The sequence below is a fragment of the Bradyrhizobium sp. FW305-F6 genome (assembly GCF_058782905.1).
Genome location: NZ_JBYSYD010000002.1, coordinates 1,430,006 through 1,450,727 on the forward strand (window position 1 = coordinate 1,430,006; position 20,722 = coordinate 1,450,727).

Here is a 20,722-nt window from a genome sequence, read left to right on the forward strand (position 1 = left end):
AATGCGATTCATCGTGCTGTCCGTGCTTGCGCTGCTGGCATCGCCGGCGGCGTCCGCGTTCGCGCAATCCGGCGGTACGATCGCCGACAGGCTGCCGCTGTATGCCAAAAACAACTGCCAGCAGATTCGCGACCCCGGCAATCAATTGTTTTGCGGCGATGCCGGGCTTGCCGCCGCCGCCGAAAAGCTGAGCATCGCAATCGAGGCGCGCCTCGCCCGCCTGCCCGATCGTCTGCCTGCGATCGAGGAGAATGCGATCTGGGTCCGCAACCGCAACCTTGGCTGCGGCATCGTCGGCCAGACCGCGATCCGCGCCGACGAATTCGACCGCGTCAGGGCCTGCCTGCTCAGGGTCACCGAGGAGCGCACCGCGATCGTGCGCGATCCCGATTTCGACTGCCTTGCAGCCAACACCGCTGCCGGCGCGGTGATCTGCGCGGATCCGTCGCTGGCGCTGGCCGAGGCCGAGCTCAATGGCCAGGTGCTCGGCCTGATCGGCAAGTTGGACCCGACCGCGGCACGCTTTGCCTTCGCCGAATATGGCCGATGGACGCGCGAACGCGACCGAAAATGCAATCTGGTCGGCAAGGAGAACGTGCCGCTGCAGGAGCTGGAATCGGCGGAGGATTGCCTCGCCGAGCATCTGAAGCGCAAGACCGAAGACGTCCGCGCCGCGAAGGGCGATCCCAGGAAGGTGTTCGGCCGGCAGGTCACGGTCCGCATCCCCGACACCGACGCCGTCGACTTCTGCGCCGCGCGAATTCATGCGGCCAATTCATGCGGCAACTTTCTTCGAATCAACCGCGTCTATGCGCTCGACAGCCAGGTGACCGATCAGGAAGCGCAGGTCACGGGCGAGATCGAGATGGTCGTGCTGGCGCCCTTTACCCTGTGCAGCAAGGTGGCCTCGACCTGCACCGGCACCTGCTGGGACGCGCGGACGGGTCGGCCGCAGCCAGGCGCCGGCAACAAGGAGCGCTCCGCGGACGCCTTCAACGTCACGCGCCGCCTGCGGATCCAGAGGACTTTCGCCTTCGTCAAGGCCGCCGACGGCTGGCGCTGCCGCGAGGACGAGCTGGCCCCGGTGAATTCGGGTACGGCGAGCGGGGGATCGTAGGGTCCTCTCCGCGGTGCGCATCTTCCTTCTCCCCTTGTGGGAGAAAGTGGCGCGCAAGCGCGCCGGATGAGGGGTTCTTTCCACGCGCAAGACCGTTCGTGAGGATAGAGACCCCTCACCCGGCTCGCCGCTGCGCGGCGATCCACCCTCTCCCACAAGGGGACCCACAAGGGGAGAGAGTGCACCGGTCGCTCGCGAGAGATCAGAACATCAGATTGTCCTTCACCAGCACCCAGCGTCCGCCCTTGACCTGCTGCACCTGGGTGATGGTGTTGGCGAGGTGGTCGGTCTTGGAGAACTTGGTCGGCGGCGAGTTGAAGATGTCGAGGAATTTCTCGCCCGACTCGAGCGCATCCAGCATCTTCTGGCCGGTGAGTTCCTTGCCGGCTTTGTTCGCGTAGAACGCAAACGTCATCATCGCATTATAGCCGATGATCGCCTGCGTGTTGGCGTCAGCATTGAACATCTTCTTGTAGTTGACGAGCCAGTCCTTCACCTTGCCCTTGGCGGTGTCCTCATAGGGAATCTCGAAGCCGCTGGCGGCATAGAGCCCCTCGACCGTTTCCTTGCCCAACGCAGGAACCTCCATCACGTTGGTGGGAGTGGCGCCGAGGAAGGTGACGTCCCAGCCCAGCTTCTTGGCTTCGCCCATCGCCCCGATGGTCTCGCGGAGCACGGTGCCGAGCACGACGAGGTCGCAGCCGTCGGACTTCATCTTGGCGATCTGCGCGCTGAAATCGGAGGCGCCACGCTTGTAGCTCGTGATCGAAGCCGGCTGCGCCTTCATGGCGGTAAGCTGCTGATTGAAGCCGTCGAGCACGTTCTTACCGTACTCGTCGTCCTGATGCATGATGCAGGGCTTCTTAAAGCCCTTCCACTCTATCATGTACTTCACCGCGGCCCGCGTGCTCTCGACGTAGGGCAGCAGGTTGTTGAACTTCAATCGCTCCTGCGGCTTGGCCGGATCGAACTTGAAGGTGAACTCGGCCGCCGTCAGCGGGAAGAGCTGAAGCACGCCGGCATCGAACAGGATGTCCTGCGCGGCGAGCACGGTCGGCGACCCCATCGGCCCGACCATCGCGAAGATCTTGTCGCGCTCGATCAGCTTCTGCGAAGCCAGCACCGCCTTCTTCGGGTCATAGCCGCTGTCCTCGACGACCAGTCGAATCTTGCGGCCATGGATGCCGCCGGCGGCGTTGATCTCCTCGGCCGCCATCTTCAGGCCGTTTGCGACCGGAACGCCCCAGCCCTTGATCGGACCCGACAGATCCTGATGCGTGCCGATGACGATCTCGGTTGCCGAGATGCCCTCATTGGTGACCTTGGTTTGCGCTGCGGCCGGCAGACAGGTGAGCACCACGGCACTCACAGCAAGGCCGAATGCGCTGAACGATTTCGACATTGACGTCTCCTCTCCTAAAGGCCCGTGTTGGACGAAGGGCGGGGGCCACGGCTCCTTCGCTTTCTCGAATGCGACGTTTCCTTTTTGCGCATGCTCTTCCCGGAAAACCGGTTCCCACTTTCCCGGGCAAGCGCATGGTCACGCCACCGCACGCTCGCGATACATTGCTTCGATTTCGGCGGCGTAGCGCTTGTTCACGAAGCCGCGCTTCAGCTTCATGGTCGGCGTCAGCTCCTCGTCCTCAGGGGTGAGCTGGCGCTCGATCAGGTAAAACCTTTTGATGGTCTCGACGCGGGCAAAGTTCACATTGACCTGTTCGATCTCGCGCCAGATCAGATCCTGAATCTCCCTCGCCCGGCACAGGCTGGCGTAGTTGGTGAAGGGAATGTCGCGATCCTGCGCGAACTTCTCGACGTTCTCCTGGTCAATCATCACGAGGCAGGTGAGATAGGGCCGCTTGTCGCCGATCACGACCGCGTCCGAGATGTAGGGCGAGAATTTGAGCTGGTTCTCGATCTCGGACGGCGTGATGTTCTTGCCGCCTGAGGTGATGATGATGTCCTTCATCCGGTCGGTGATGCGCACGAAGCCTTCATTGTCGATGGTGCCGACGTCGCCGGTGTGCAGCCAGCCGCGGGAATCGATCGTCTCCGCGGTCTTCTCCGGCTGGTTCAAATAGCCCATGAACAGGAAGTCGCCCTTGACCAGGATCTCGCCCTCGGGCGACAGCGCGACCTCGCCCCAGGGCACCGCGGTGCCGACCGAGCCGAGCTTGATCCTGTCCGCGGGCATCATGGTGGCGACCCCGCAATTCTCGGTCTGGCCGTAGACCTCGTGCATGTCGATGCCGAGCGCCAGATACCAGCGGATCAGCTCCGGTGCGATTGGGGCTGCGCCGGTGAACGCGATGCGGCAACGGTCGAGCCCGATCATGCGGCGAATGTTGCGGAACGCGACCAGATAGGCGATGCGGTCGGCGATGCGCAAGCCTAGCGGCGGCGCCCTGCCCTCGAGCCGGTACTCCACCATGCGGTAGCCGACGGCGATGGCCCGGCGATAGACCCATTGCTGAAGCGGCGTCGCGTCCTTCAGCGCGATGGTGATGGCGGAATAGAATTTTTCCCAGACCCGCGGCACCGCCAGAAAGGCGGTCGGCTGCACCTCGCGTAGATTGTCCAGCACGGTTTCCTGGCTCTCGGCGAAATTCATCACCGAGCCGAGCGCGACGGAGATGTAATAGCCGCCGATGCGCTCCGCGACATGGCAGAGCGGCAGGAACACCAGCCGTTCCTCGTCCTCTTGCGCAGGGATGAAGTCGTTGGCGTGCCGCATCTGGTGGGTGACGCTGCGGTTGGCGTGCATCGCGCCCTTGGGCGGACCTGTTGTGCCCGACGTATAGACCAGGATCGCGAGATCGCCGGCGCTACGGCTCTCGATCATCTCCTGCCACAGCGCCTCGCGGCCGACCATGTGGTTGCGGCCGAGCGCACGAAATTCGTCGAGCGACATCACCATATCGTCGGAGAAGCCGCGCAGGCCCTCCATGTCGAACACGATGATCTTCTGCAAGCTCGGGCAACGCGCGCGGCAGGTGAGGATCTTGTCGAGCTGCTCCTCGTCCTCCGCGAAGATCGCTTTCGTGCGGGAATCGTTGACGAGATATTCGACCTGCGAGGAGGAATCGGTCGGATAGATTCCGCTGGAGACGCCGCCGGCGCACAAGATGCCCATATCGGCGTAGACCCATTCGGGGACGGCGTTGGCGATGACGGAGGCGACGTCGCCGGGCATGAAGCCGATGGCGCGAAGCGCGTAGGCGATCTCTTTCGAGATCTCGAGCCACTGGCGCCAACTTGTCGGCTGCCAGATGCCGAACTTCTTCTCGCGGATCGCCGGCCTCTCGCCCCGCGTCTCGGCGGCCTGCAGAAAGCTCTTCGCGATCGTATCAGCGACCGTCAGCACCGCCGGTCGGGCCATGCGCGTCTCCTCCTTGTCGCGTGCCTCCGCTGCCTGCCTTGCCGGCGGTCTCTAATTGCGGATGGCAAGCTCATCCTACTGCCAGCTTGTCCTCACCGCCACGTCTTCTTCTTTTTCCAGCGCCGCTCGCCTCGCGCACCCGCTTCCTTGGCGCCAAGGTAGAACTCCTGGATGTCCTGGGAATGCATCAAGCGGTCGCAGGTGTCGTTCATCACGATTCGGCCGATCTCCAGCACATAGCCGTAATGCGCCGTCTCCAGCGCCACCTTGGCGTTCTGCTCGACGAGCAGGATCGACATGCCCTGCTCCTCGTTGACCCGGCGGATGATGGTGAAGATCTCCTTCACCAGCAGCGGCGACAGGCCGAGCGAGGGCTCGTCGAGCAGGAGAAGCGTCGGCCGGTTCATCAGCGCCCGCCCGATCGCGAGCATCTGCTGCTCGCCGCCGGAAAGCTGTCCGGCCGGCTGGTTGATGCGCTCCTTCAGGCGCGGGAAATAGCCATAGACGCGCTCGATATCCTCCGCGACGCCGTCGCGGTCCTTGCGCGGATAGGCTCCCATCATCAGATTCTCGCGCACGGAGAGGAACGGGAACACTTCGCGCCCCTCCGGCACGTGGCTGAGGCCGAGCCGCACGATCCGGTCGGCTTCCATGCGCTGGATCGGCCTTCCCAGGAACTCGATCGTCCCCTTCTGCGGGTCGAGAATTCCCGAGATGGTCTTCAGCACCGTGGTCTTGCCGGCGCCGTTGGCGCCCAGCAGCGTGACGATGCGGCCGCGCGGCACCTCCAGCGAGATGCCGCGGATCGCCATGATCGGCCCGTAATAGCTCTCGATGTTCGAGAGCTTCAGGATTGTCTCGGGCGTCGCGGTCGCGTCCATCGCCTCAGGCTCCCAGATACGCAGCGACGACGTCGGGGTGCTGCTGCACCTCGGCCGGCGAACCCATCGCCAGCACCCGGCCGTAATTCAGCGCGATGACGCGGTCGGAGACGCGGTTGACCAGCGACATGTCGTGCTCGACCATCAGCACGGTGACGCCGAGCTCGTTCTTGAGGTCACGGATCCAGAACGACATGTCGTCGGTCTCCTCGACATTGAGACCGGAGGACGGTTCGTCGAGCAGGATCAGTTTCGGCTCCGAGCACAGCGCCCGCGCCAGCTCGATCACCTTGCGCACGCCGTAAGGCAGGCCCGAGATCAGCTTGTCGCGATAGGGCTCGAGATCGAGGAATTCGATGACCTGCTCGACCCGGCGGCGGTGCACCTTCTCGTTGGCCCGGACGCTAGGCAGGAACAAGAGCTCCTGCCAGAGCTGCGTGGTGGAATGGCGGTGACGGCCGACCAGGAGGTTCGACAGCACGGTCGCGTTCTCGAACAGCTCGATGTTCTGGAAGGTGCGGGCGATGCCGAGCTTGGCGATGTCGTAGGGCGCCTCCTCGGTGATGTCCTGGTCCTCGAAGAAGATGCGGCCGGAGGTCGGCCGGTAGATCCGCGAGATCAGGTTGAAGATCGAGCTCTTGCCGGCGCCGTTGGGCCCGATGATCGAGAGAATCTCGCCCTTCTCGACCGCGAACGAGACCGCGTCGACGGCCTTGAGGCCGCCGAAATGCAGCGAGAGGTTCTCGGCGCGAAAATAGCTCATCGGTTGCGCTCCGACTTCACGTAGATCTTCTGCCGCTTGAAGGTGGCACGCTTGTAGAGCGGGAACAGCTGGAAGAAGAGCTTGATCTTGAGCCAGCGGCCGTAGAGCCCGAGCGGCTCGAACAGCACGAACAACACGATGATGATGCCGTAGATCGCCCCCTTAAGGCCGTTGAGCGAGGCGAAGGCCGCAACGTTCGCCTGGATGTTGCCCGCAGTCGTCGTGCCGGCCCCGAATGCCGCGGCGATGCCGGCGATGATGCCGGGCATGTCGTCCTTCAGATAGGTCAGGAACGGGTCGATCATCACGATGAAGATCGCGCCGAGCACGGCGCCGTGCAGGCTGAAAGTGCCGCCGATCAGGATCACGATGATGAACTCGATCGAGAGCTGGAGCGTGAACATCTCCGGCGAGATAAAGGAGAGCTTGTGCGCGAACAGCACCCCGGCAAAGCCGGTGATCGCCGCCGAGATCGCGAACGACTTCACCTTGTAGAGCGCGACGTTGACGCCCATGCTGCGCGCCGCGGTCTCGGAATCCCGGATCGCGACGAAGGCACGGCCCGTCGGCGAGCGTAACAGATTGAGCGTTCCGACGATGGTGAGAACCAGTACGGCAAGGCAGAGGTAATAGAAGGTCGGGCTGTCGCGCGGCACGGTGACCCCGAGCAGCGACAGCGCCTTGACCCGCATGCCTTCGTTGCCGTGGGTGACGCTCTCCCAACGCGCCAGGATCTCCTCGACAATCAGGGCAAAGGAGATGGTGGCGATGACGAGGTAGATGCCGGTAAGACGCAGGGCCGGAAACCCGACCATCGCGCCGATGATCCCGGTCAGGAGCCCGGCGGCGAGGAAGTACACCGGAAACGGCACGTTGTATTTCTGCAGATACGCGGCCGTGTAGGCCCCGATCGCGAGGAACGCGGCGTGCCCGAGCGAGGCCTGGCCGGTGAATCCGGTCAGGATCAGCAACGCCACGCCGACGATCGCGTAGATGCAGACGAAGACGAGCTGGCTCATCAGGTAGCTGGAGAGCACATGAGGTGCGATCAGCAGCAGCGCGAGCAGGACGCCGTAGGTGACGATGTAGCCCGAATGCGGGAACAGCTTGATGTCGTCCTCGTAGTCGGTCTTGAACATGAACCGCATGGCGTTCAGACCTTCTTGCGGACGTGGAGGCCGAACAGGCCTTCGGGCTTCAGGAGCAGCACGGCGAGCAGCACGAGGTAGGGCGCGACGTCCTTCCAGCCCTCGGGCAGGTAGAAGCCGGCCATGCTCTCGATCACGCCGATCAGGACGCCGCCGACCACTGCGCCCGGGATCGAGCCGAAACCGCCGAGCACGGCGGCGGGAAACGCCTTCAGGCCGAGCACGAGGCCGACATTGGAGTGGATGAAGGTGATCGGGGCCAGCAGCACGCCGGCACAGGTCGCGACCGCCGCGCTGATGGCCCAGACGACCGACACCACGCGCTTGACCGGAATGCCCATGTAGTAAGCAGCCAGCATGTTCTCGGAGCTGGCCCGCATCGCGGTGCCGAGCATGGTCTTGTTGAAGAACAGCCACAGCAGCGTGCACAGGATCATCGTCGCCGCGATCACCGAGAGCTTGTCGTAGGCCAGCACCAGCGAGCCCATGCGCAATACGCCCTGGCTGAACGGGGTATCGATCTTCAAATCGTCGGTGCCCCAGATCATGCCGGCGACCGAGCGAAGGAAATAGCCGAGGCCGATCGTGACCATGATGATGGAGAACTGGGGATAGCCGAGGATCGGCCGCACCACCACGCGCTCCGCCACCATGCCGAACAGCGCCATGGCGGCCACTGCGCCGGCAAAGCCGAGCCAGTAGTTCAATCCCATCATGCCGATGAAGGTGAAGGCAAAGAACCCGCCGAGCATCATCAGATCGCCCTGGGCGAAATTGACGACCTCGGTGGCCTTGTAGACGAGCACGAAGCCGAGCGCGATCAGGCCGTAAACGCAGCCGAGCGCAACACCGCTGACCAGCTGCTGAACGAAATCCAGCATCGCCGCGCATCCTCCCCGATGCAACCAACGGCTCTTTTTGGCCGCTCAACCGCATCTTGTGTCCAGTCGCTACGCAGTCGTTTCGCCGCGTTAGCTCCATTTGTCCGGAATCAATTCAGCCTGATCGCTCGCGCGCTGTCAACAAACGGTGACTTGTGGGCGTGGCCCGCCCTTAGCCAATCCGGATGACGGAATTTGCGGCAGTGCGATTCACGGCGCCTCAATATCTTCGGATCATGGTCTCGGGCGATGCGAAACCGGATGGTGTGGCCGTCATGAAGCCGGACAGCTCGGCGCTGGAAGTTAAGGGGTTAACGAAGCGTTTTGACCGTCTGGCGGTGGACAGCCTCGATCTCACCATTCGCGCCGGAGAATTCTACGCGCTGGTCGGTCCCAACGGCGCCGGCAAGACCACGACCTTGCGGATGGTTGCAGGCCTGCTGCGCCCCGACGCCGGCGCTGTCTCGATCTTCGGCATCGACGCGCTGGCCGACCCTGTCGGCGCCAAGCAGGTGATGGCGTGGGTCTCCGACGAGCCGATGATCTACGACAAGCTGACGCCACTCGAATATCTCGAATTCGTCGCCGGGCTCTGGGGCATCGCTCCGGCGATCTCGGAGCCGGTGGCACAAGAGCTGCTCGGCTCGCTCGGGCTCGAGGCGCACCGGCACGAGCGCTGCGAGGGCTTTTCCAAGGGCATGCGCCAGAAGGTCGCTCTCGCAGGGGCGCTGGTGCACGATCCCCGCCTCATCATCCTCGACGAGCCGCTGACGGGGCTCGACGCCGTCTCCGCCCGCCACGTCAAGGGCCTGCTCAGCGCGCGCGTCCGCGCCGGCTGCACCGTCATCATGACGACCCACATTCTCGAGGTGGCCGAGCGCATGGCCGACCGCATCGGCGTCATCGCCTCCGGTCGCCTGGTCGCGGAAGGCACGCTCGCCGAGCTGCGCCAGCAGAACGGCCATGCCGACACCAGCCTGGAAGATCTCTTCATCGCGCTGGTGACGCTTCAGGCCGCGGCATGAGCTCGGCAACCGCGCTGTCCTGGTTTGCCCGTCACGAGCTGCGGCTCGCCTGGCGGGAATGGTTCGCCATGATGACGGGCGGCCGGCGCAAGCGGGCGCGCGTTGCCGTGGTCGGCCTGCTCTGCTTCGCCGCGCTGCTGCATTTGCCGGCCTGGGCGGTGATCGGGCGATTCGCCGACCTGCAATTGCCGCTCGACAAATCCTCGCTGATCGTGATCTCGGCGACGATCTTCCTGGCCTGGACCTTGATGCTGTCGCAGGCGATCGAGTCGGTGACGCGGGTATTCTACGCCCGCGCCGATCTCGACCTGATCATGTCCTCGCCGGCGCAGCTCGCCAATCTGTTCTCGGTCCGCATCGCCGCAATCGCGCTGACCGTCACCGTGCTGGCGCTGCTGTTCTCGACGCCCTTCATCGACGTGCTGGTGATCGGCGGCGGCGCGCGCTGGCTCGCCGCCTTCGGCGTCGTCATTGCGATGGGCCTGTCCGCCGCGGCGATCGCGATCGCCATCACCATTCTCTTGTTCCGGCTGATCGGCCCGGCGCGAACGCGCCTGATCGCCCAGATCCTCGCCGCGATCATTGGCGCAGGCTTCGTGATCGCGCTCCAGATCGCCGCGATCATGTCCTACGGCACGCTGGCACGCTTCACCATCCTGACCTCCGGCAGTCTCGCCGCCCATGCACCCGAGATCGACAGCATCTGGTGGTGGCCGGCGCGGGCAGCGATGGGCGACCATGAGGCCCTGCTGCTGCTTCTCGCGCTGGCTCTGGTTCTGCTCGGCGGCGTGATGGCGATCTTCTCGCACCGCTTCGCCGACACCGCGATCGATGCGGCGGCGTATGGCGCATCCGGCCGCGTCCGCGCCAGGGAGCGCCCGTTCCGCGGCGGATCGCGCCAGCAGGCGCTGCGTCGCAAGGAATTCATGCTGCTGTGGCGCGATCCGTGGCTGATCTCGCAGACCTTGATGCAGCTGCTCTACCTGGTGCCGCCGGCGCTCCTGCTCTGGCGCAATTTTGCCGACAGCTCCGCGGCGCTGACGCTGATCACGCCCGTCATCGTGATGGCGGCAGGACAGCTCGCCGGCGGGCTCGCCTGGCTGACGATCTCGGGCGAGGACGCTCCCGACCTGGTCGCAACGGCGCCGCTGATGCCATCCGGCGTCATTCGCGCCAAGATCGAGGTCGTGCTGATCGCCATTGCCGCGATCTTCGGCCCGCTGGTCGCTGCGCTGGCCTTTGCCTCGCCGTCCCAGGCCGCGATCAGCGCCGGCGCGATCATCGTCAGCGCGGCCTCCGCGACCGCGATCCAGCTCTGGTTCCGCGTTCAGGCAAGGCGCAGCCAATTCCGCCGCCGCCAGACCTCGTCGCGGCTGGCGACCTTCGCCGAGGCCTTTTCCTCGATCGGCTGGGCCGCGACGGCGGCCCTGCTGCTCGCCCTGCCGCTTGCCGGCCTCATCACCGGCCTGATTACCGCGGGTCTGGTTGCGATCACCTGGAAGTTAGCCCCCGGGCGGACCGTGACGGTGCGACACTGACGCGCTGTTGATCACTGGCTGTTGGCCACGCGCTGCGTTGCACGCTAGACTTCCCCTGACATCATTGGGGATGGATGCATGCGGCGACTGGTTTCGGCGGCTCTGGCGCTGTTCGGCGCAATCCTCTCACCTGCCCTCGCGCAGCAGCCACTGCGCAGCGAATGCCTGGCGATGGCCAATGCCGCGCCGCGGGTCATGTCCGTCGCGTACCGGAAAGCGGCCGCCTCGCCCGAGGTCGAGATCACCTATGCCGGCCATTCCACCTATTTCATCGACACGCCCGGCGGCCTGCGCATCGCGACGGATTATAGCGGCGCATACCAGGTGGGACGGCTGCCCGACGTCGTCACCATGAACCGGGCGCACAGCACGCACTATTCCCTGTATCCGGACAAGCGAATCCCCCACGTGCTGCATGGCTGGAGCGACGACGGCAAGCCGGCGATCGTGTCGCAGCGCATCAGTGACACCATCATCCGCAACGTCACGACGGACATCCGCCGCTATTTCTCCGACGATCTCGGCAGCGACATGCTCCGCGACGGCAATTCCATCTTCATCTTCGAGGCCGCCGGCCTCTGCATCGGCCATCTTGGCCACCTCCATCACAAGCTGGACGACAGCCATTTTGCCCAGATCGGACGGCTCGACATCGTGATGGTGCCGATCGACGGCACCTACACCATGTCGCTCGACGGCATCTCCGAAATCACCAAGCGGCTGCGCGCCTCGGTGGTGCTGCCGATGCACCGCTTCGCCACCCCGCTCGACGACTTCATGCGGCGGATCGGCCAGCAGTTCGAGATCGACCGCCGCATCGAGCGCTCGTTCCGGATGTCGCGGGATGCGCTGCCGCCAAAGCCGACCGTGATCATCCTCGACGGCGTCTGAGGCGCAATTTTCTCCAAGCCGGCCGGCGGATGGTCATGCTGATCTCCTCGCAACAGGAGATCAGCATGAGCGACTTTGCCCGATTATTGCACGCCGACGCAGCCAACCCCGAGCATGCCGAGGCACTCCAGCTCTATGGCCGCTTCATCGGCGACTGGGACGCCGAGATCACGGCCCATGGAGTGGACGGAACGAAGCACACCGCCCCTGGCGAAATCCATTTCGGCTGGGTGCTCGAAGGGCGCGCCGTGCAGGACGTCTGGATCATCCCCCGGCCCGCAGGCGCGCCGGCGTTTCCGATCGCAGGCAACTGGTACGGCACCACGCTACGAGTCTATGATCCCGCCCTGTCCGCGTGGCGCATCTGCTGGTTCGATCCCGCGCGCTGCGTGTTCCGCCAGCAGATTGGCCGCCCGCACGGCAACGACATCGTGCAGGAAGGCACGACCGAATCCGGCGAACTGACGCGCTGGAGCTTCACCGGGATCACGGACGGCTCGTTCCATTGGCTCGGCGAGGCCAGGTCCGCAGCAGCGAAGGACTGGCGGCTGATGGTGGAGGTCAAAGCGCGACGGCGCAGGCCATGAGCATCGGCCAGCCATGATACCGAAACGAGAAGAGGGGCCGGGATGTCGATCCCGGCCCCTCTTCGTCGTGGCCGCTGGGAAGCGTCCTTGAAGCCTTATTGTCCCGTCAGCCGGCACCCATCAGCGAGGCCGGACGGGGCGCGCCTGTGGAAACGAACATCCTCTTAAGCTTGTTGACGACGCGGATCAGGAAACCGATCATCACCGGATTGGTCTTGCGGCAGAAGGCGATCTTCTTGACGTGCCCTTCGACGTGCCATTTCGCATGCGCGCCGTCGCGGAAGAAGATGACGTCGCCGGGGCCGTAGCGCTTGGGCGGCATGCCGTCGCTCTCGAGCACGATCGATCCCTCCATGATCATGATCGTCTCGTCGATGTCGTAGTACCAGTTGAAGCGCCCCTCGGTGCAGTGCCAGACGATGGTCTGGGCGGTGCGGTCTTCGCTGGTGGACAGGACGCGCGAGCGCGCGACCGGATGACCCTCGATGATCCAGGAGGGCTCGATCGGACTCGGCTCGAGGTCCACATTGAAACTGCCGACTTCAATCAATGCCATTTGCTTCCTCGGAAATGATATTTTGCGGCCGGCTCCGGCCGGGAGTGTCTCGAAAGATGCACGGACGCTAGTCGCCCGTTTCTAATTCTTTCTTACATCGATTTCGAGAATCCGCCGGAAGCAACACGTGCAGACGGTTAACGTCACAATTCCCGTGCAAATCCGCGGACATGACCAGGTGAGTCCCGGGTGCGACAAAGTGCGCGGTGGTATTAAAATGAAGCCGCGAGGCCGTTGCGGTCGATGTTATGGAGGCCGTCGGCGCGGCTCGTCCGCGACCGAGGAGAGTTACCGCGGGCTACTTCGCCCACTCGCCCTTGCGGAAGACAGGGACCTTGCTGCCGTCGGCCAAAATGCCGTCGATGTCGGTCTCGGCCGAGCCGATCATCCAGTCGATGTGGATCAGGCTCTGGTTGCCGCCTTGCGCCGCGATCTGCTGCGGCGTCAGCTGGGCGCCGTTGACGAAGCACTTTGAATAGCACTGGCCGAGCGCGATGTGCGAGGCCGCGTTCTCGTCGAACAGCGTGTTGTAGAACAACAATCCGCTCTGCGAGATCGGCGAGGAATGCGGCACCAGCGCCACCTCGCCGAGGCGCCGCGCGCCCTCGTCGGTGTCGAGCACCTTGTTCAGCACTTCGGCGCCGCGCGAGGCTTTGGCGTCGACGATCTTGCCGTCCTCGAAGCGCACCGCGATGTTGTCGATCAGCGTGCCCTGGTAGGACAACGGCTTCGAGCTCACGACATGGCCGTAGACGCGGCGGCAATGCGGCGTGGTGAACACCTCCTCGGTCGGAATGTTCGCGTTGCAGCTGATGCCGTTCTTGGAGAGCGAGGCCCCGCCCTCCCATTCGTGACCGTCGGCAAGGCCGATGGTGAGATCGGTGCCGGGACCCGAGTATTGCAGCGCGCGGAAGCGCTGGCCGTTGAGCCAGTTGGTACGCTCGCGCAGCACCGCATTGTGGGCCGCCCAATTGCCCATCGCGTCCTCGCGATCGACGCGGGACGCGGCGAAAATCGCATCGGCGAGCTTGCCGACGGCGACGTCCTCGGGATCACCAGGAAACACCAGCTTCGCCCAGGACGCGCTCGGATAGGCGATGATGTTCCAGTTGGTGTCGAAATTGACGATCTTCTCCAGCGCGGGCTGATAGGCCATCGAATTCGCCTTGCTGGCGCGCGCCACCTTGGAAGCATCCTCGCTCGACAGCAGCATCGGATTGTCACCGACGATGGCGAGCCGTGCAGTGTTGTTGGAGAACGCCTTGGCCATGCCCTCGTAGAGCCAGCCGGCGGCACGATCGAAGCTGTCGTCGTGGCCGTTGCGGTAGCGTGCCAGCGTGATCTCCTCGTCCGACAGGATCGGCGTCACGAGGCCCGCGCCGGCCTTGTAGGCGTGCACGGCGATCCGCCGCACCAGCGGCAGCGCGATCGCGGGCGCCGTGAGAAGCAGATCCTGTCCCGGCCGCAAGCCCAGGCCCACCTTCACCGCCACCTCGGCCAGCCGGTCGAGCTTCGCCGGATCGATGGGAGTGGAGATATTGCGTTGGTCAGTCATGCCGGGCCCTCTGCCGAAAGTCGCTCACTCAATCTAAGCCTAGCATCACGAGACACAAGTATGCGAGCGCCTTGCGACACATGAAAGATACGCGGTTTCACGCATTTTGGTTTTCAACGCGTTGCCGATTTCAGCACCCGGTCGACCATGGCGGGCGCGAGCCCGAGGTAATTTCTTGGTGAGGTGAGCGCCTCGATTGTGGCGCGATCGATCCGGCTCGATATCCGTGTGTCTGCGGAGAGCGAATCGGCAAGGCTCATTCCCGTCTCGTTGGCCTGACGGCAGGCATCATAGACCACGTCATGCGCCTCCTGCCGCCCGATCTGCGGCGCAAGCCCCATCATGACCGCCTCCGCCACGATCAGGCCGCGGCTGATTGCGAGATTGTCGTTCATCTTGGCGTCGTCCACGATCAGGCCCGCCAGCGCGAACTTCGCCTGGTGCAACGCTCCGGCGGTCAGCACGAAGCTTTCGGGGATCGCCATCCATTCGGCGTGCCAGGGGCCGGTGGCACGCTCGAGATCCTGCACCATGGCATCGAGCATCAGGCCGGCGTGCTGACGCACCGCCTTGGACGCCGCCAGCATCAGCTCCGCCGAAATCGGGTTGCGCTTCTGCGGCATGGTGGAGGAGGCGCCGCGGCCCTTGACGAAGGGTTCGTAGACCTCGGCGAACTCCGTCGAGGCCATGATCATGATATCGAGTGCGATCTTGCCGAGCGAGCCGGTGACGAGCGCCAGGAAATTCACCGCCTCTGCAAAGCCGTCGCGCGCGACGTGCCAGGTCGAAACGGGAACGCCGAGCTTCAGCTCGACGCAGAGCGCCTCCTGCACCTCGAAGCCCTTGTCGCCGAGGGAAGCCAGCGTTCCGGCAGCACCGGCGAACTGGCCGACCAGCACCCGTGGCTTCAGCTGCGCCAGCCGCTCGGCGTGGCGGTCGAACATGGCGAGCCAGATCGCGGTCTTGTAGCCGAAGGTCACCGGCAACGCCTGCTGCAGATGGGTACGGCCCGCCATCGCCGTGTCGCGATGGCGCTTCGACAGATCGGCGAGAATCCCGCGCAGCACGGCGATGTCGCGCTCGACGATCTCGAGCGCGGCGCGCAGCTGGAGCACCACGGCGGTGTCCATGATGTCCTGCGTGGTGGCGCCCCAATGCACGTAGCGGCCGGCCTCGCCGCATTGCTTCACCATCTGATGCACCAGGGGGAGGATCGGATAGCCGACGATGTCGGTCTCCTGCCTGAGAAGATCGAAATCGAGCCCGGCGACATTCGTTCGCGCCGCGATCTGGTCGGCGGCGTCCTTCGGGATCACGCCGCATCTGGCCTCCGCCTTCGCCAGCGCCACCTCGACCTCGGCATAGCGCGAGATCGTCGCGACGTCCGAGAACACCTCGCGCATCTCAGGCGTGCCGAAGGCGTCGCGAAACAGCAGGGAATCGAGCACGGTGGTGGAGGCGTGGAAAGCGGGCATGGGCGTTTCTTCGTGGTTCGTGTTTGGGGGCGAAAGCACCTTACGCAGGCGGCGCTGTTCGGCAATGGACAAACTCCGATAGTCTCGCCGCTCACGCCAAAGTAGCGCGTCCCTGGAATGACGACGCCCATGGCGTCGTCCAAATAGGACGAAATCCCGTCGTGGGTTTATATTCCATCCGTGGGCGGCATGGCTGCCATCACGCAATCGCGATGAACCAAGCGCCCCCTTCGGCAGACACATGATTTTCGACCCAAATTTCATTTTGTCTTTTCATTCGACCGATTTCGCAATGAGGCCTGAGTTTTCGACGTGCAGTTTCTGTTCCGGGACCATCTTCTGGATACCGACCGGCGCGAGCTGAGCCGCGAGCAGGTTCCCATTGCCGTGGAGCCGCAGGTTTTCGACCTCGTCGTCCACCTCATGCAGAACCGCGACCGGGTGGTCAGCAAGGACGAGCTGATTGACAAGATCTGGCACGGGCGCAGCGTCTCCGAATCCACTCTGACCAGCCGGATCAACGCCGCGCGCAAGGCGATCGGCGACGATGGCGCGAGCCAGGCGCTGATCCGCACCATCACCCGCAAGGGTTTCCGTTTCGTCGGCGACGTCCAGACGCAGCTCGGCACCGTCACGCCGGAGCCGGTCCGCATCGCCGCGCCTCAGGCAGCCTTCGCGCTGGCCGAGCGGCCTGCGATCGCGGTGCTGCCTTTCAGCAATATGAGCGGCGAAGCCGAGCAGGATTATTTCTCCGACGGCATTAGCGAGGACATCATCACCGCGCTGTCCAAGCTGCGCTGGTTCTTCGTCGTCGCGCGCAACTCCTCCTTCGTCTACAAGGGCCGCGCCGTGCACATCCACGAGGTCGCGCGCGAGCTCGGGGTGCGCTACGTGGTCGAAGGCAGCGTGAGGCGGAGCGGAGAGCGGGTCCGCATCTCGGCCCAGCTCAACGACGTTTCGACCGGCAGCCACCTCTGGGCCGAACGCTACGACCGCGAGCTCGCGGACATCTTCGCCGTCCAGGACGAGATCACCGAGGCGATCGTCGCCGCCATCGAGCCGCAGCTCTATGCCGCCGAGAGCTTTCGCGCCCAGCAGAAGCCGCCGGGCAGTCTCGATGCATGGGACCTCGTCATGCGCGCGCTGTCGCATTACTGGCGCAGCACGCGCGAGGACAATGCCGCCGCGCAGAGGTTATTGGAGCAGGCCGTCGCAATCGATCCCGCCTACGGCAAGGCGCTGGGCCTGCTCGCGACCAGCCATATGTTCGGCGCCCATATGGGGTGGGCCGACATGGCGGCGGCCGTGCCGGTCGCCGAACGCGCGGCCCTCGCGGCGGTGGAAGCCGATCGCGAGGATGCCTGGGCCCATCACGGCCTGGCCTACACCTATCTGTTCCGCCGCCGCTTCGACGATGCTCTGGCAGAATTCGAATTGGCCTTGAGGCTCAATCCGAATTTCGCGATGGCGCACGCCTTCCATGGCGTGACGCTGTGCTATGCGGGACGATGGCAGGACGGCGATGCTGCCGCCCGGCGCGCGCTGCGGCTGAGCCCGCGCGATCCGCTCGCTGCGATCTATTGCGGTGTTGCGGCCTATGCCCGCTTCGTCGGCCGCGACTACCAGGGCGCCGTCCAGATGGCGCGGGAATCGCTGCGCCAGCGCGGCGATTTCGTCGGCGCGCACCGCGTGCTGACGGCCGCCGCCGGCATGCTCGGCGATCCCGTGCTCGCGGCCTCCGCCCTGGAAAGCCTGCGCCGCGCCCAGCCGGAAGTCTCTCTTGACTGGATCACCCGCGAGCTGCCGATGCTGCGGGACGAAGACCGTGCGCATTATCTCGAAGGCCTGCGGCGCGCGGGCATCAAATAGCGGTGGCGCGATGCGGATCGCGGACGTCTGCTCGGTGCACGGCCGCAGCGGTCTAGACGCTAATCGTCGTCAGCCCCGAACAGTCTGATTTGCGGAACGCCGCTGCGCGGACGGCCGGCGTAGTCGCGCGACTCGGAGTCTTCGCGGATGTTGCGCGCGACGTCGTCCCAATCGGTGCGATCGCGCATGCCGCGCGGCTCGCGGGACTCGGAAGAATAGCGGCGCTCGGTCCATCGCTCACGACGCTCGGCTCGGCGTCGTTCGGTCGCCGCGCGCCTCACGTCCGACTCCCTGGCCTTGGCGTAAGCATTGTTCAACGCCGGCGACGGCTCGGTCGACGCCACTTGCTCGGCCGGCTTTGCGGGCTGCGGCGGTGACGATGCAGGGGCGGGCCTGGGCGGCTCGACTGCAGCGGCCTGCGAGGGCTGCGGCGCCGGGGGGCCAGCATTCGCTTGCGGCGTTTGCGTGTCAGGCTTTACGGCTTCGGGCTTTGCTGCGGCCTGAGCGGGCGCCGCGACGAGCGTGCCGAAGGCCTGCGAGCCGGTGAGATAGTTCACCCGCTCGGACGGCGCATTGGTGGTCGCCGTCACCGGAGTTTCCGTGCGTTGTGCCAGCTTGCTGGTGTCCGGGCCCTGCTTGGGCGTAACCGGGTTCATGATGTTGCCGGCGACGATGCCGCCGCCGAGACCGATGGCGATGGCCGCGACGATGGTTCCGGCACCGACAAAATAGGCTGTCGAGGCGCGCATTGATCCACTCCCTCTATAGGGCGAGCAACGCACGTTGATTGCCGGATGTTCCTGGTACGCGAAGCAGTTCCCGAAGGAACTTGCGCATCAGATCTGCTGCGCGACCTTCTCCAGCCCGATGATGCGGGCGAGCTTGCGCACTTCTTCCTTCTGGTCGTCACGCAACTGGAACAGCAGCGGCATTGCCGCCGACTTCAACTGCTGGACCTCGTCGCAATTCGGATCGATCGGCACGCCCGGCGCATTCGGGTTGGAGAGCTTGTTGGCCGAAATCTTGCGGACGACGTTGCGGAGCGCGGTCTCGACCGATGGCCAATAATATTCCTGCGACGACGAGAGCTTCAGGCGATCCCTGATGCCCGAGATCTGTGCGTCGGACAGCAGCGTATAGTTCCTCTGCGGCGGCGGCTTGACCGCCACCTTCGGCTTGGCCGCGGGGACCTCGACGGTGGGAACCTCCGCCGCGGCGGGCGCCTCGTGCAGGCTCGGTTTCGGCATCGGGAAGTCGGAGGGCGTGGCGGCGGCAAAGGCCTGGCGCAGCGGCTCGGCCAGGACCGGAGCCTGGGCGAGCTTGTCGGCGGCGACCTGGACCGGCTCGAATGCGGCCGAGGCCAGTGCCAAAGTCGGAATCAGACGGTCGGCCTTGGCGGCGCGATTGGTGGCGAGCGGCTTGGCCGCAGGCGGCTCCGAAATCATCTCCGCGCTGACACTGGGTACGCTGTCGCGGCCGAGAATGGCGGTCGTCGCTGCGCCGAGGACGAGAAAGCAGGTCAACACGGTGATGGTGATGGCTTTGGACAAACGTCTCTCCGGGAGCGACCGCTTCACGACTTTGTTAACGTTGCCGGGAAAAAGGGCACGAATTATGGCTTGAGTGTGCCTTCGTTGCGACAATCGCTGTGCCGCCGGCGACACCCTCTAAAAGTGCCAACGAAATCAGGCGGCTGCTGCCAGGTCGTAGGCATCCTGGATGTCGGCGACGATTTCCGAGGCCTCCCAGACCGCACGCGGCTCGACCGATTGCAGCGTCACCGTCCAATTGCCGCCGCGGCGGGTCCGGGGAACGCTGACGACGTCGAAGCGGACGTTGCGGCACAGCGGGTGACGGGCCAGCGCATGGGCCACCCGGACGCGGATTTCATCCAGCGTCGCGGCTGTCTTGCTGTTGAGATAGTCAAAATCCATCGCCTGTCCCCCTCTCGTCCTGATTGGCGGCCGTGAAGGGATTCTTGGCGGGCGATGGTTAATCTGCCGTTAAATGGGCGAGGCCGGAGAGCGCGGAATTAACCGTGATCGGGAGATGGCGGCTGGTCACGCACGGCCTGCCGTCCCCCCGCCTCACGATATTCGGCGGCTGTCCGCGCGACGAGTTCGCCGACGGCGAGCACGTCCGTCACCCCCGATGCGGAGTGGCCGGCGCTCCAGATGTCGCGCCAGCGCTTCGGCCGATTCTCGCGTGCGGCGACGTCGATGTCCTTGGCGATGTCGATTGCGCCGCGCGCCGGCAGGTCGTCCGGATCAAGCCCGGCCGCGACGATCGACGGCCTCAGCATGTTGGTCTGCAAGCCCGTGAACGCGGTGGTGAGCAGGACATCGTCGGCACTGCTGTCGACCAGCATCCGCTTGTAGCGGTCATCCGCCATGCTCTCCCGCGTCGCGATGAACTTGGTCCCCATATAGGCGAGATCGCAGCCCAGCACTTCGGCGGCATGCAGCGCCTGGCCGTCGCTGATGCCGCCTGCAAGCACGATGATGCCGTCATAGAATGCGCGGACCGCGCGGACGAAGGCGAATGGATTGAGCCAGCCGGTCTGGCCGCCGGCGCCGGCGGTCAGCAGCACCAGCCCGTCGGCGCCCGCTTCGGCCGCACGTTCGGCGTGACGGATCGAGGCGACATCCGCCAGCACCAAAGCGCCGACATCATGCAGCGGCTTCAGCACCGGCGCGGGTGAGCCGACCGAGGTGATGACGATCTCCGGCCTGTGCCGCAGCAGCACGGCGAGATCCTGCCCCAGCCGCGGGTTGGAATGGTGCACGATCAGGTTCGGGCAGAGCGGCGCGGCCTTGCTGCTGGTTTGCTCCTCGTGCTGCCGCAACCGCGTCTCAATCTCCGTGAGCCATTCCTCGAGCTGTTCCGTGCCGCGGCAATTCGCAGTGGGAAAGCTGCCGATGACCCCGTTGCGGCAGGCGGCGACCACGAGCTCGACGCCCGAGATCAGAAACATCGGCGCCGCGATCAGCGGCAGACGAAGACGGTCGCGAACGCGGTGCAGTCGATCCGGCGGCATGCATGCCTCCCTCTCGCGGG

General features: G+C 64.9%; 18 protein-coding genes and 1 pseudogene. 6 read left to right on the top strand and 13 right to left on the bottom strand.

Going from position 1 to position 20,722, the window contains the following annotated elements:
• The first annotated feature begins 1 nt into the window (after position 1).
• A complete protein-coding gene (locus AC3WLX_RS18040) occupies positions 2 to 1,117 on the top strand; it encodes a lysozyme inhibitor LprI family protein (RefSeq protein ID WP_492336949.1) in 1,116 nt (371 codons plus the stop codon).
• Between the two features lie 202 nt (positions 1,118 to 1,319).
• On the opposite strand, the gene AC3WLX_RS18045 is transcribed toward AC3WLX_RS18040, so the two are convergent.
• The 6 genes from AC3WLX_RS18045 to AC3WLX_RS18070 form a co-directional block, all read right to left on the bottom strand.
• On the bottom strand, positions 1,320 to 2,519 hold the full coding sequence (locus tag AC3WLX_RS18045; RefSeq protein WP_492336950.1) for an ABC transporter substrate-binding protein: 1,200 nt from the start codon (positions 2,517 to 2,519) through the stop codon (positions 1,320 to 1,322).
• A gap of 138 nt (positions 2,520 to 2,657) precedes the next feature.
• Positions 2,658 to 4,496 (bottom strand): AMP-dependent synthetase/ligase, encoded by a 1,839-nt coding sequence (locus tag AC3WLX_RS18050; protein WP_492336951.1) that lies wholly within the window; start codon positions 4,494 to 4,496, stop codon positions 2,658 to 2,660.
• A gap of 92 nt (positions 4,497 to 4,588) precedes the next feature.
• On the bottom strand, positions 4,589 to 5,377 hold the full coding sequence (locus AC3WLX_RS18055) for an ABC transporter ATP-binding protein (protein WP_291621638.1): 789 nt from the start codon (positions 5,375 to 5,377) through the stop codon (positions 4,589 to 4,591).
• A gap of 4 nt (positions 5,378 to 5,381) precedes the next feature.
• The gene (locus AC3WLX_RS18060) at positions 5,382 to 6,140 is read right to left on the bottom strand and encodes an ABC transporter ATP-binding protein (protein WP_291621636.1); all 759 of its coding nucleotides are present in this window, start codon (positions 6,138 to 6,140) and stop codon (positions 5,382 to 5,384) included.
• Complete coding sequence (locus tag AC3WLX_RS18065) at positions 6,137 to 7,288, bottom strand: branched-chain amino acid ABC transporter permease (protein WP_291621634.1); 1,152 nt, start codon at positions 7,286 to 7,288, stop codon at positions 6,137 to 6,139. Before AC3WLX_RS18065 ends, AC3WLX_RS18060 begins: the two co-directional genes overlap by 4 nt.
• A gap of 5 nt (positions 7,289 to 7,293) precedes the next feature.
• Complete coding sequence (locus AC3WLX_RS18070; RefSeq protein ID WP_492336952.1) at positions 7,294 to 8,169, bottom strand: branched-chain amino acid ABC transporter permease; 876 nt, start codon at positions 8,167 to 8,169, stop codon at positions 7,294 to 7,296.
• A gap of 329 nt (positions 8,170 to 8,498) precedes the next feature.
• Between AC3WLX_RS18070 and AC3WLX_RS18075 the strand changes: the two are divergent.
• The 4 genes and pseudogenes from AC3WLX_RS18075 to AC3WLX_RS18090 all read left to right on the top strand — a co-directional run.
• Positions 8,499 to 9,194: pseudogene (locus AC3WLX_RS18075) on the top strand (ABC transporter ATP-binding protein); the annotation flags it as partial.
• Entirely contained in the window at positions 9,191 to 10,732 is a 1,542-nt protein-coding gene (locus tag AC3WLX_RS18080) for a permease (protein WP_492336953.1), read from the top strand. The pseudogene AC3WLX_RS18075 and the gene AC3WLX_RS18080, both read left to right, overlap by 4 nt.
• A gap of 78 nt (positions 10,733 to 10,810) precedes the next feature.
• On the top strand, positions 10,811 to 11,623 hold the full coding sequence (locus AC3WLX_RS18085; RefSeq protein WP_492336954.1) for an MBL fold metallo-hydrolase: 813 nt from the start codon (positions 10,811 to 10,813) through the stop codon (positions 11,621 to 11,623).
• 65 nt (positions 11,624 to 11,688) lie between these two features.
• A complete protein-coding gene (locus AC3WLX_RS18090; RefSeq protein WP_492336955.1) occupies positions 11,689 to 12,210 on the top strand; it encodes a hypothetical protein in 522 nt (173 codons plus the stop codon).
• Positions 12,211 to 12,316: 106 nt separating this feature from the next.
• On the opposite strand, the gene AC3WLX_RS18095 is transcribed toward AC3WLX_RS18090, so the two are convergent.
• The 3 genes from AC3WLX_RS18095 to pcaB form a co-directional block, all read right to left on the bottom strand.
• Complete coding sequence (locus tag AC3WLX_RS18095; protein WP_492336956.1) at positions 12,317 to 12,766, bottom strand: cupin domain-containing protein; 450 nt, start codon at positions 12,764 to 12,766, stop codon at positions 12,317 to 12,319.
• Positions 12,767 to 13,064: 298 nt separating this feature from the next.
• On the bottom strand, positions 13,065 to 14,321 hold the full coding sequence (locus AC3WLX_RS18100) for an aminopeptidase (RefSeq protein ID WP_291621617.1): 1,257 nt from the start codon (positions 14,319 to 14,321) through the stop codon (positions 13,065 to 13,067).
• Positions 14,322 to 14,434: 113 nt separating this feature from the next.
• Positions 14,435 to 15,796 carry a 3-carboxy-cis,cis-muconate cycloisomerase gene (gene pcaB, locus AC3WLX_RS18105; RefSeq protein ID WP_492336957.1) on the bottom strand — a complete coding sequence of 454 codons (1,362 nt, stop codon included), beginning with the start codon at positions 15,794 to 15,796 and terminating at the stop codon, positions 14,435 to 14,437.
• 312 nt (positions 15,797 to 16,108) lie between these two features.
• Between pcaB and AC3WLX_RS18110 the strand changes: the two genes are divergently transcribed.
• Complete coding sequence (locus AC3WLX_RS18110; RefSeq protein WP_492336958.1) at positions 16,109 to 17,665, top strand: winged helix-turn-helix domain-containing tetratricopeptide repeat protein; 1,557 nt, start codon at positions 16,109 to 16,111, stop codon at positions 17,663 to 17,665.
• A gap of 59 nt (positions 17,666 to 17,724) precedes the next feature.
• On the opposite strand, the gene AC3WLX_RS18115 is transcribed toward AC3WLX_RS18110, so the two are convergent.
• The 4 genes from AC3WLX_RS18115 to AC3WLX_RS18130 form a co-directional block, all read right to left on the bottom strand.
• Complete coding sequence (locus AC3WLX_RS18115) at positions 17,725 to 18,414, bottom strand: hypothetical protein (RefSeq protein ID WP_492336959.1); 690 nt, start codon at positions 18,412 to 18,414, stop codon at positions 17,725 to 17,727.
• A gap of 87 nt (positions 18,415 to 18,501) precedes the next feature.
• Positions 18,502 to 19,215: a hypothetical protein gene (locus AC3WLX_RS18120; protein ID WP_291621612.1), complete on the bottom strand. Its 714-nt coding sequence runs from the start codon at positions 19,213 to 19,215 to the stop codon at positions 18,502 to 18,504.
• A gap of 135 nt (positions 19,216 to 19,350) precedes the next feature.
• A complete protein-coding gene (locus AC3WLX_RS18125; protein WP_291621610.1) occupies positions 19,351 to 19,599 on the bottom strand; it encodes a hypothetical protein in 249 nt (82 codons plus the stop codon).
• Positions 19,600 to 19,697: 98 nt separating this feature from the next.
• Positions 19,698 to 20,702 (bottom strand): NAD(P)H-dependent flavin oxidoreductase, encoded by a 1,005-nt coding sequence (locus tag AC3WLX_RS18130; RefSeq protein ID WP_492336960.1) that lies wholly within the window; start codon positions 20,700 to 20,702, stop codon positions 19,698 to 19,700.
• Positions 20,703 to 20,722: the final 20 nt, after the last annotated feature.

Bases quoted from the DNA above. Each gene is read 5' to 3' on its own strand.
- AC3WLX_RS18040 (WP_492336949.1), top strand. From the start codon at position 2: ATGCGATTCATCGTGCTGTCCGTGCTTGCGCTGCTGGCATCGCCGGCG.
- AC3WLX_RS18045 (WP_492336950.1), bottom strand. From the start codon at position 2,519: ATGTCGAAATCGTTCAGCGCATTCGGCCTTGCTGTGAGTGCCGTGGTG.
- AC3WLX_RS18050 (WP_492336951.1), bottom strand. From the start codon at position 4,496: ATGGCCCGACCGGCGGTGCTGACGGTCGCTGATACGATCGCGAAGAGC.
- AC3WLX_RS18055 (WP_291621638.1), bottom strand. From the start codon at position 5,377: ATGGACGCGACCGCGACGCCCGAGACAATCCTGAAGCTCTCGAACATC.
- AC3WLX_RS18060 (WP_291621636.1), bottom strand. From the start codon at position 6,140: ATGAGCTATTTTCGCGCCGAGAACCTCTCGCTGCATTTCGGCGGCCTC.
- AC3WLX_RS18065 (WP_291621634.1), bottom strand. From the start codon at position 7,288: ATGCGGTTCATGTTCAAGACCGACTACGAGGACGACATCAAGCTGTTC.
- AC3WLX_RS18070 (WP_492336952.1), bottom strand. From the start codon at position 8,169: ATGCTGGATTTCGTTCAGCAGCTGGTCAGCGGTGTTGCGCTCGGCTGC.
- AC3WLX_RS18080 (WP_492336953.1), top strand. From the start codon at position 9,191: ATGAGCTCGGCAACCGCGCTGTCCTGGTTTGCCCGTCACGAGCTGCGG.
- AC3WLX_RS18085 (WP_492336954.1), top strand. From the start codon at position 10,811: ATGCGGCGACTGGTTTCGGCGGCTCTGGCGCTGTTCGGCGCAATCCTC.
- AC3WLX_RS18090 (WP_492336955.1), top strand. From the start codon at position 11,689: ATGAGCGACTTTGCCCGATTATTGCACGCCGACGCAGCCAACCCCGAG.
- AC3WLX_RS18095 (WP_492336956.1), bottom strand. From the start codon at position 12,766: ATGGCATTGATTGAAGTCGGCAGTTTCAATGTGGACCTCGAGCCGAGT.
- AC3WLX_RS18100 (WP_291621617.1), bottom strand. From the start codon at position 14,321: ATGACTGACCAACGCAATATCTCCACTCCCATCGATCCGGCGAAGCTC.
- pcaB (WP_492336957.1), bottom strand. From the start codon at position 15,796: ATGCCCGCTTTCCACGCCTCCACCACCGTGCTCGATTCCCTGCTGTTT.
- AC3WLX_RS18115 (WP_492336959.1), bottom strand. From the start codon at position 18,414: ATGCGCGCCTCGACAGCCTATTTTGTCGGTGCCGGAACCATCGTCGCG.
- AC3WLX_RS18125 (WP_291621610.1), bottom strand. From the start codon at position 19,599: ATGGATTTTGACTATCTCAACAGCAAGACAGCCGCGACGCTGGATGAA.
- AC3WLX_RS18130 (WP_492336960.1), bottom strand. From the start codon at position 20,702: ATGCCGCCGGATCGACTGCACCGCGTTCGCGACCGTCTTCGTCTGCCG.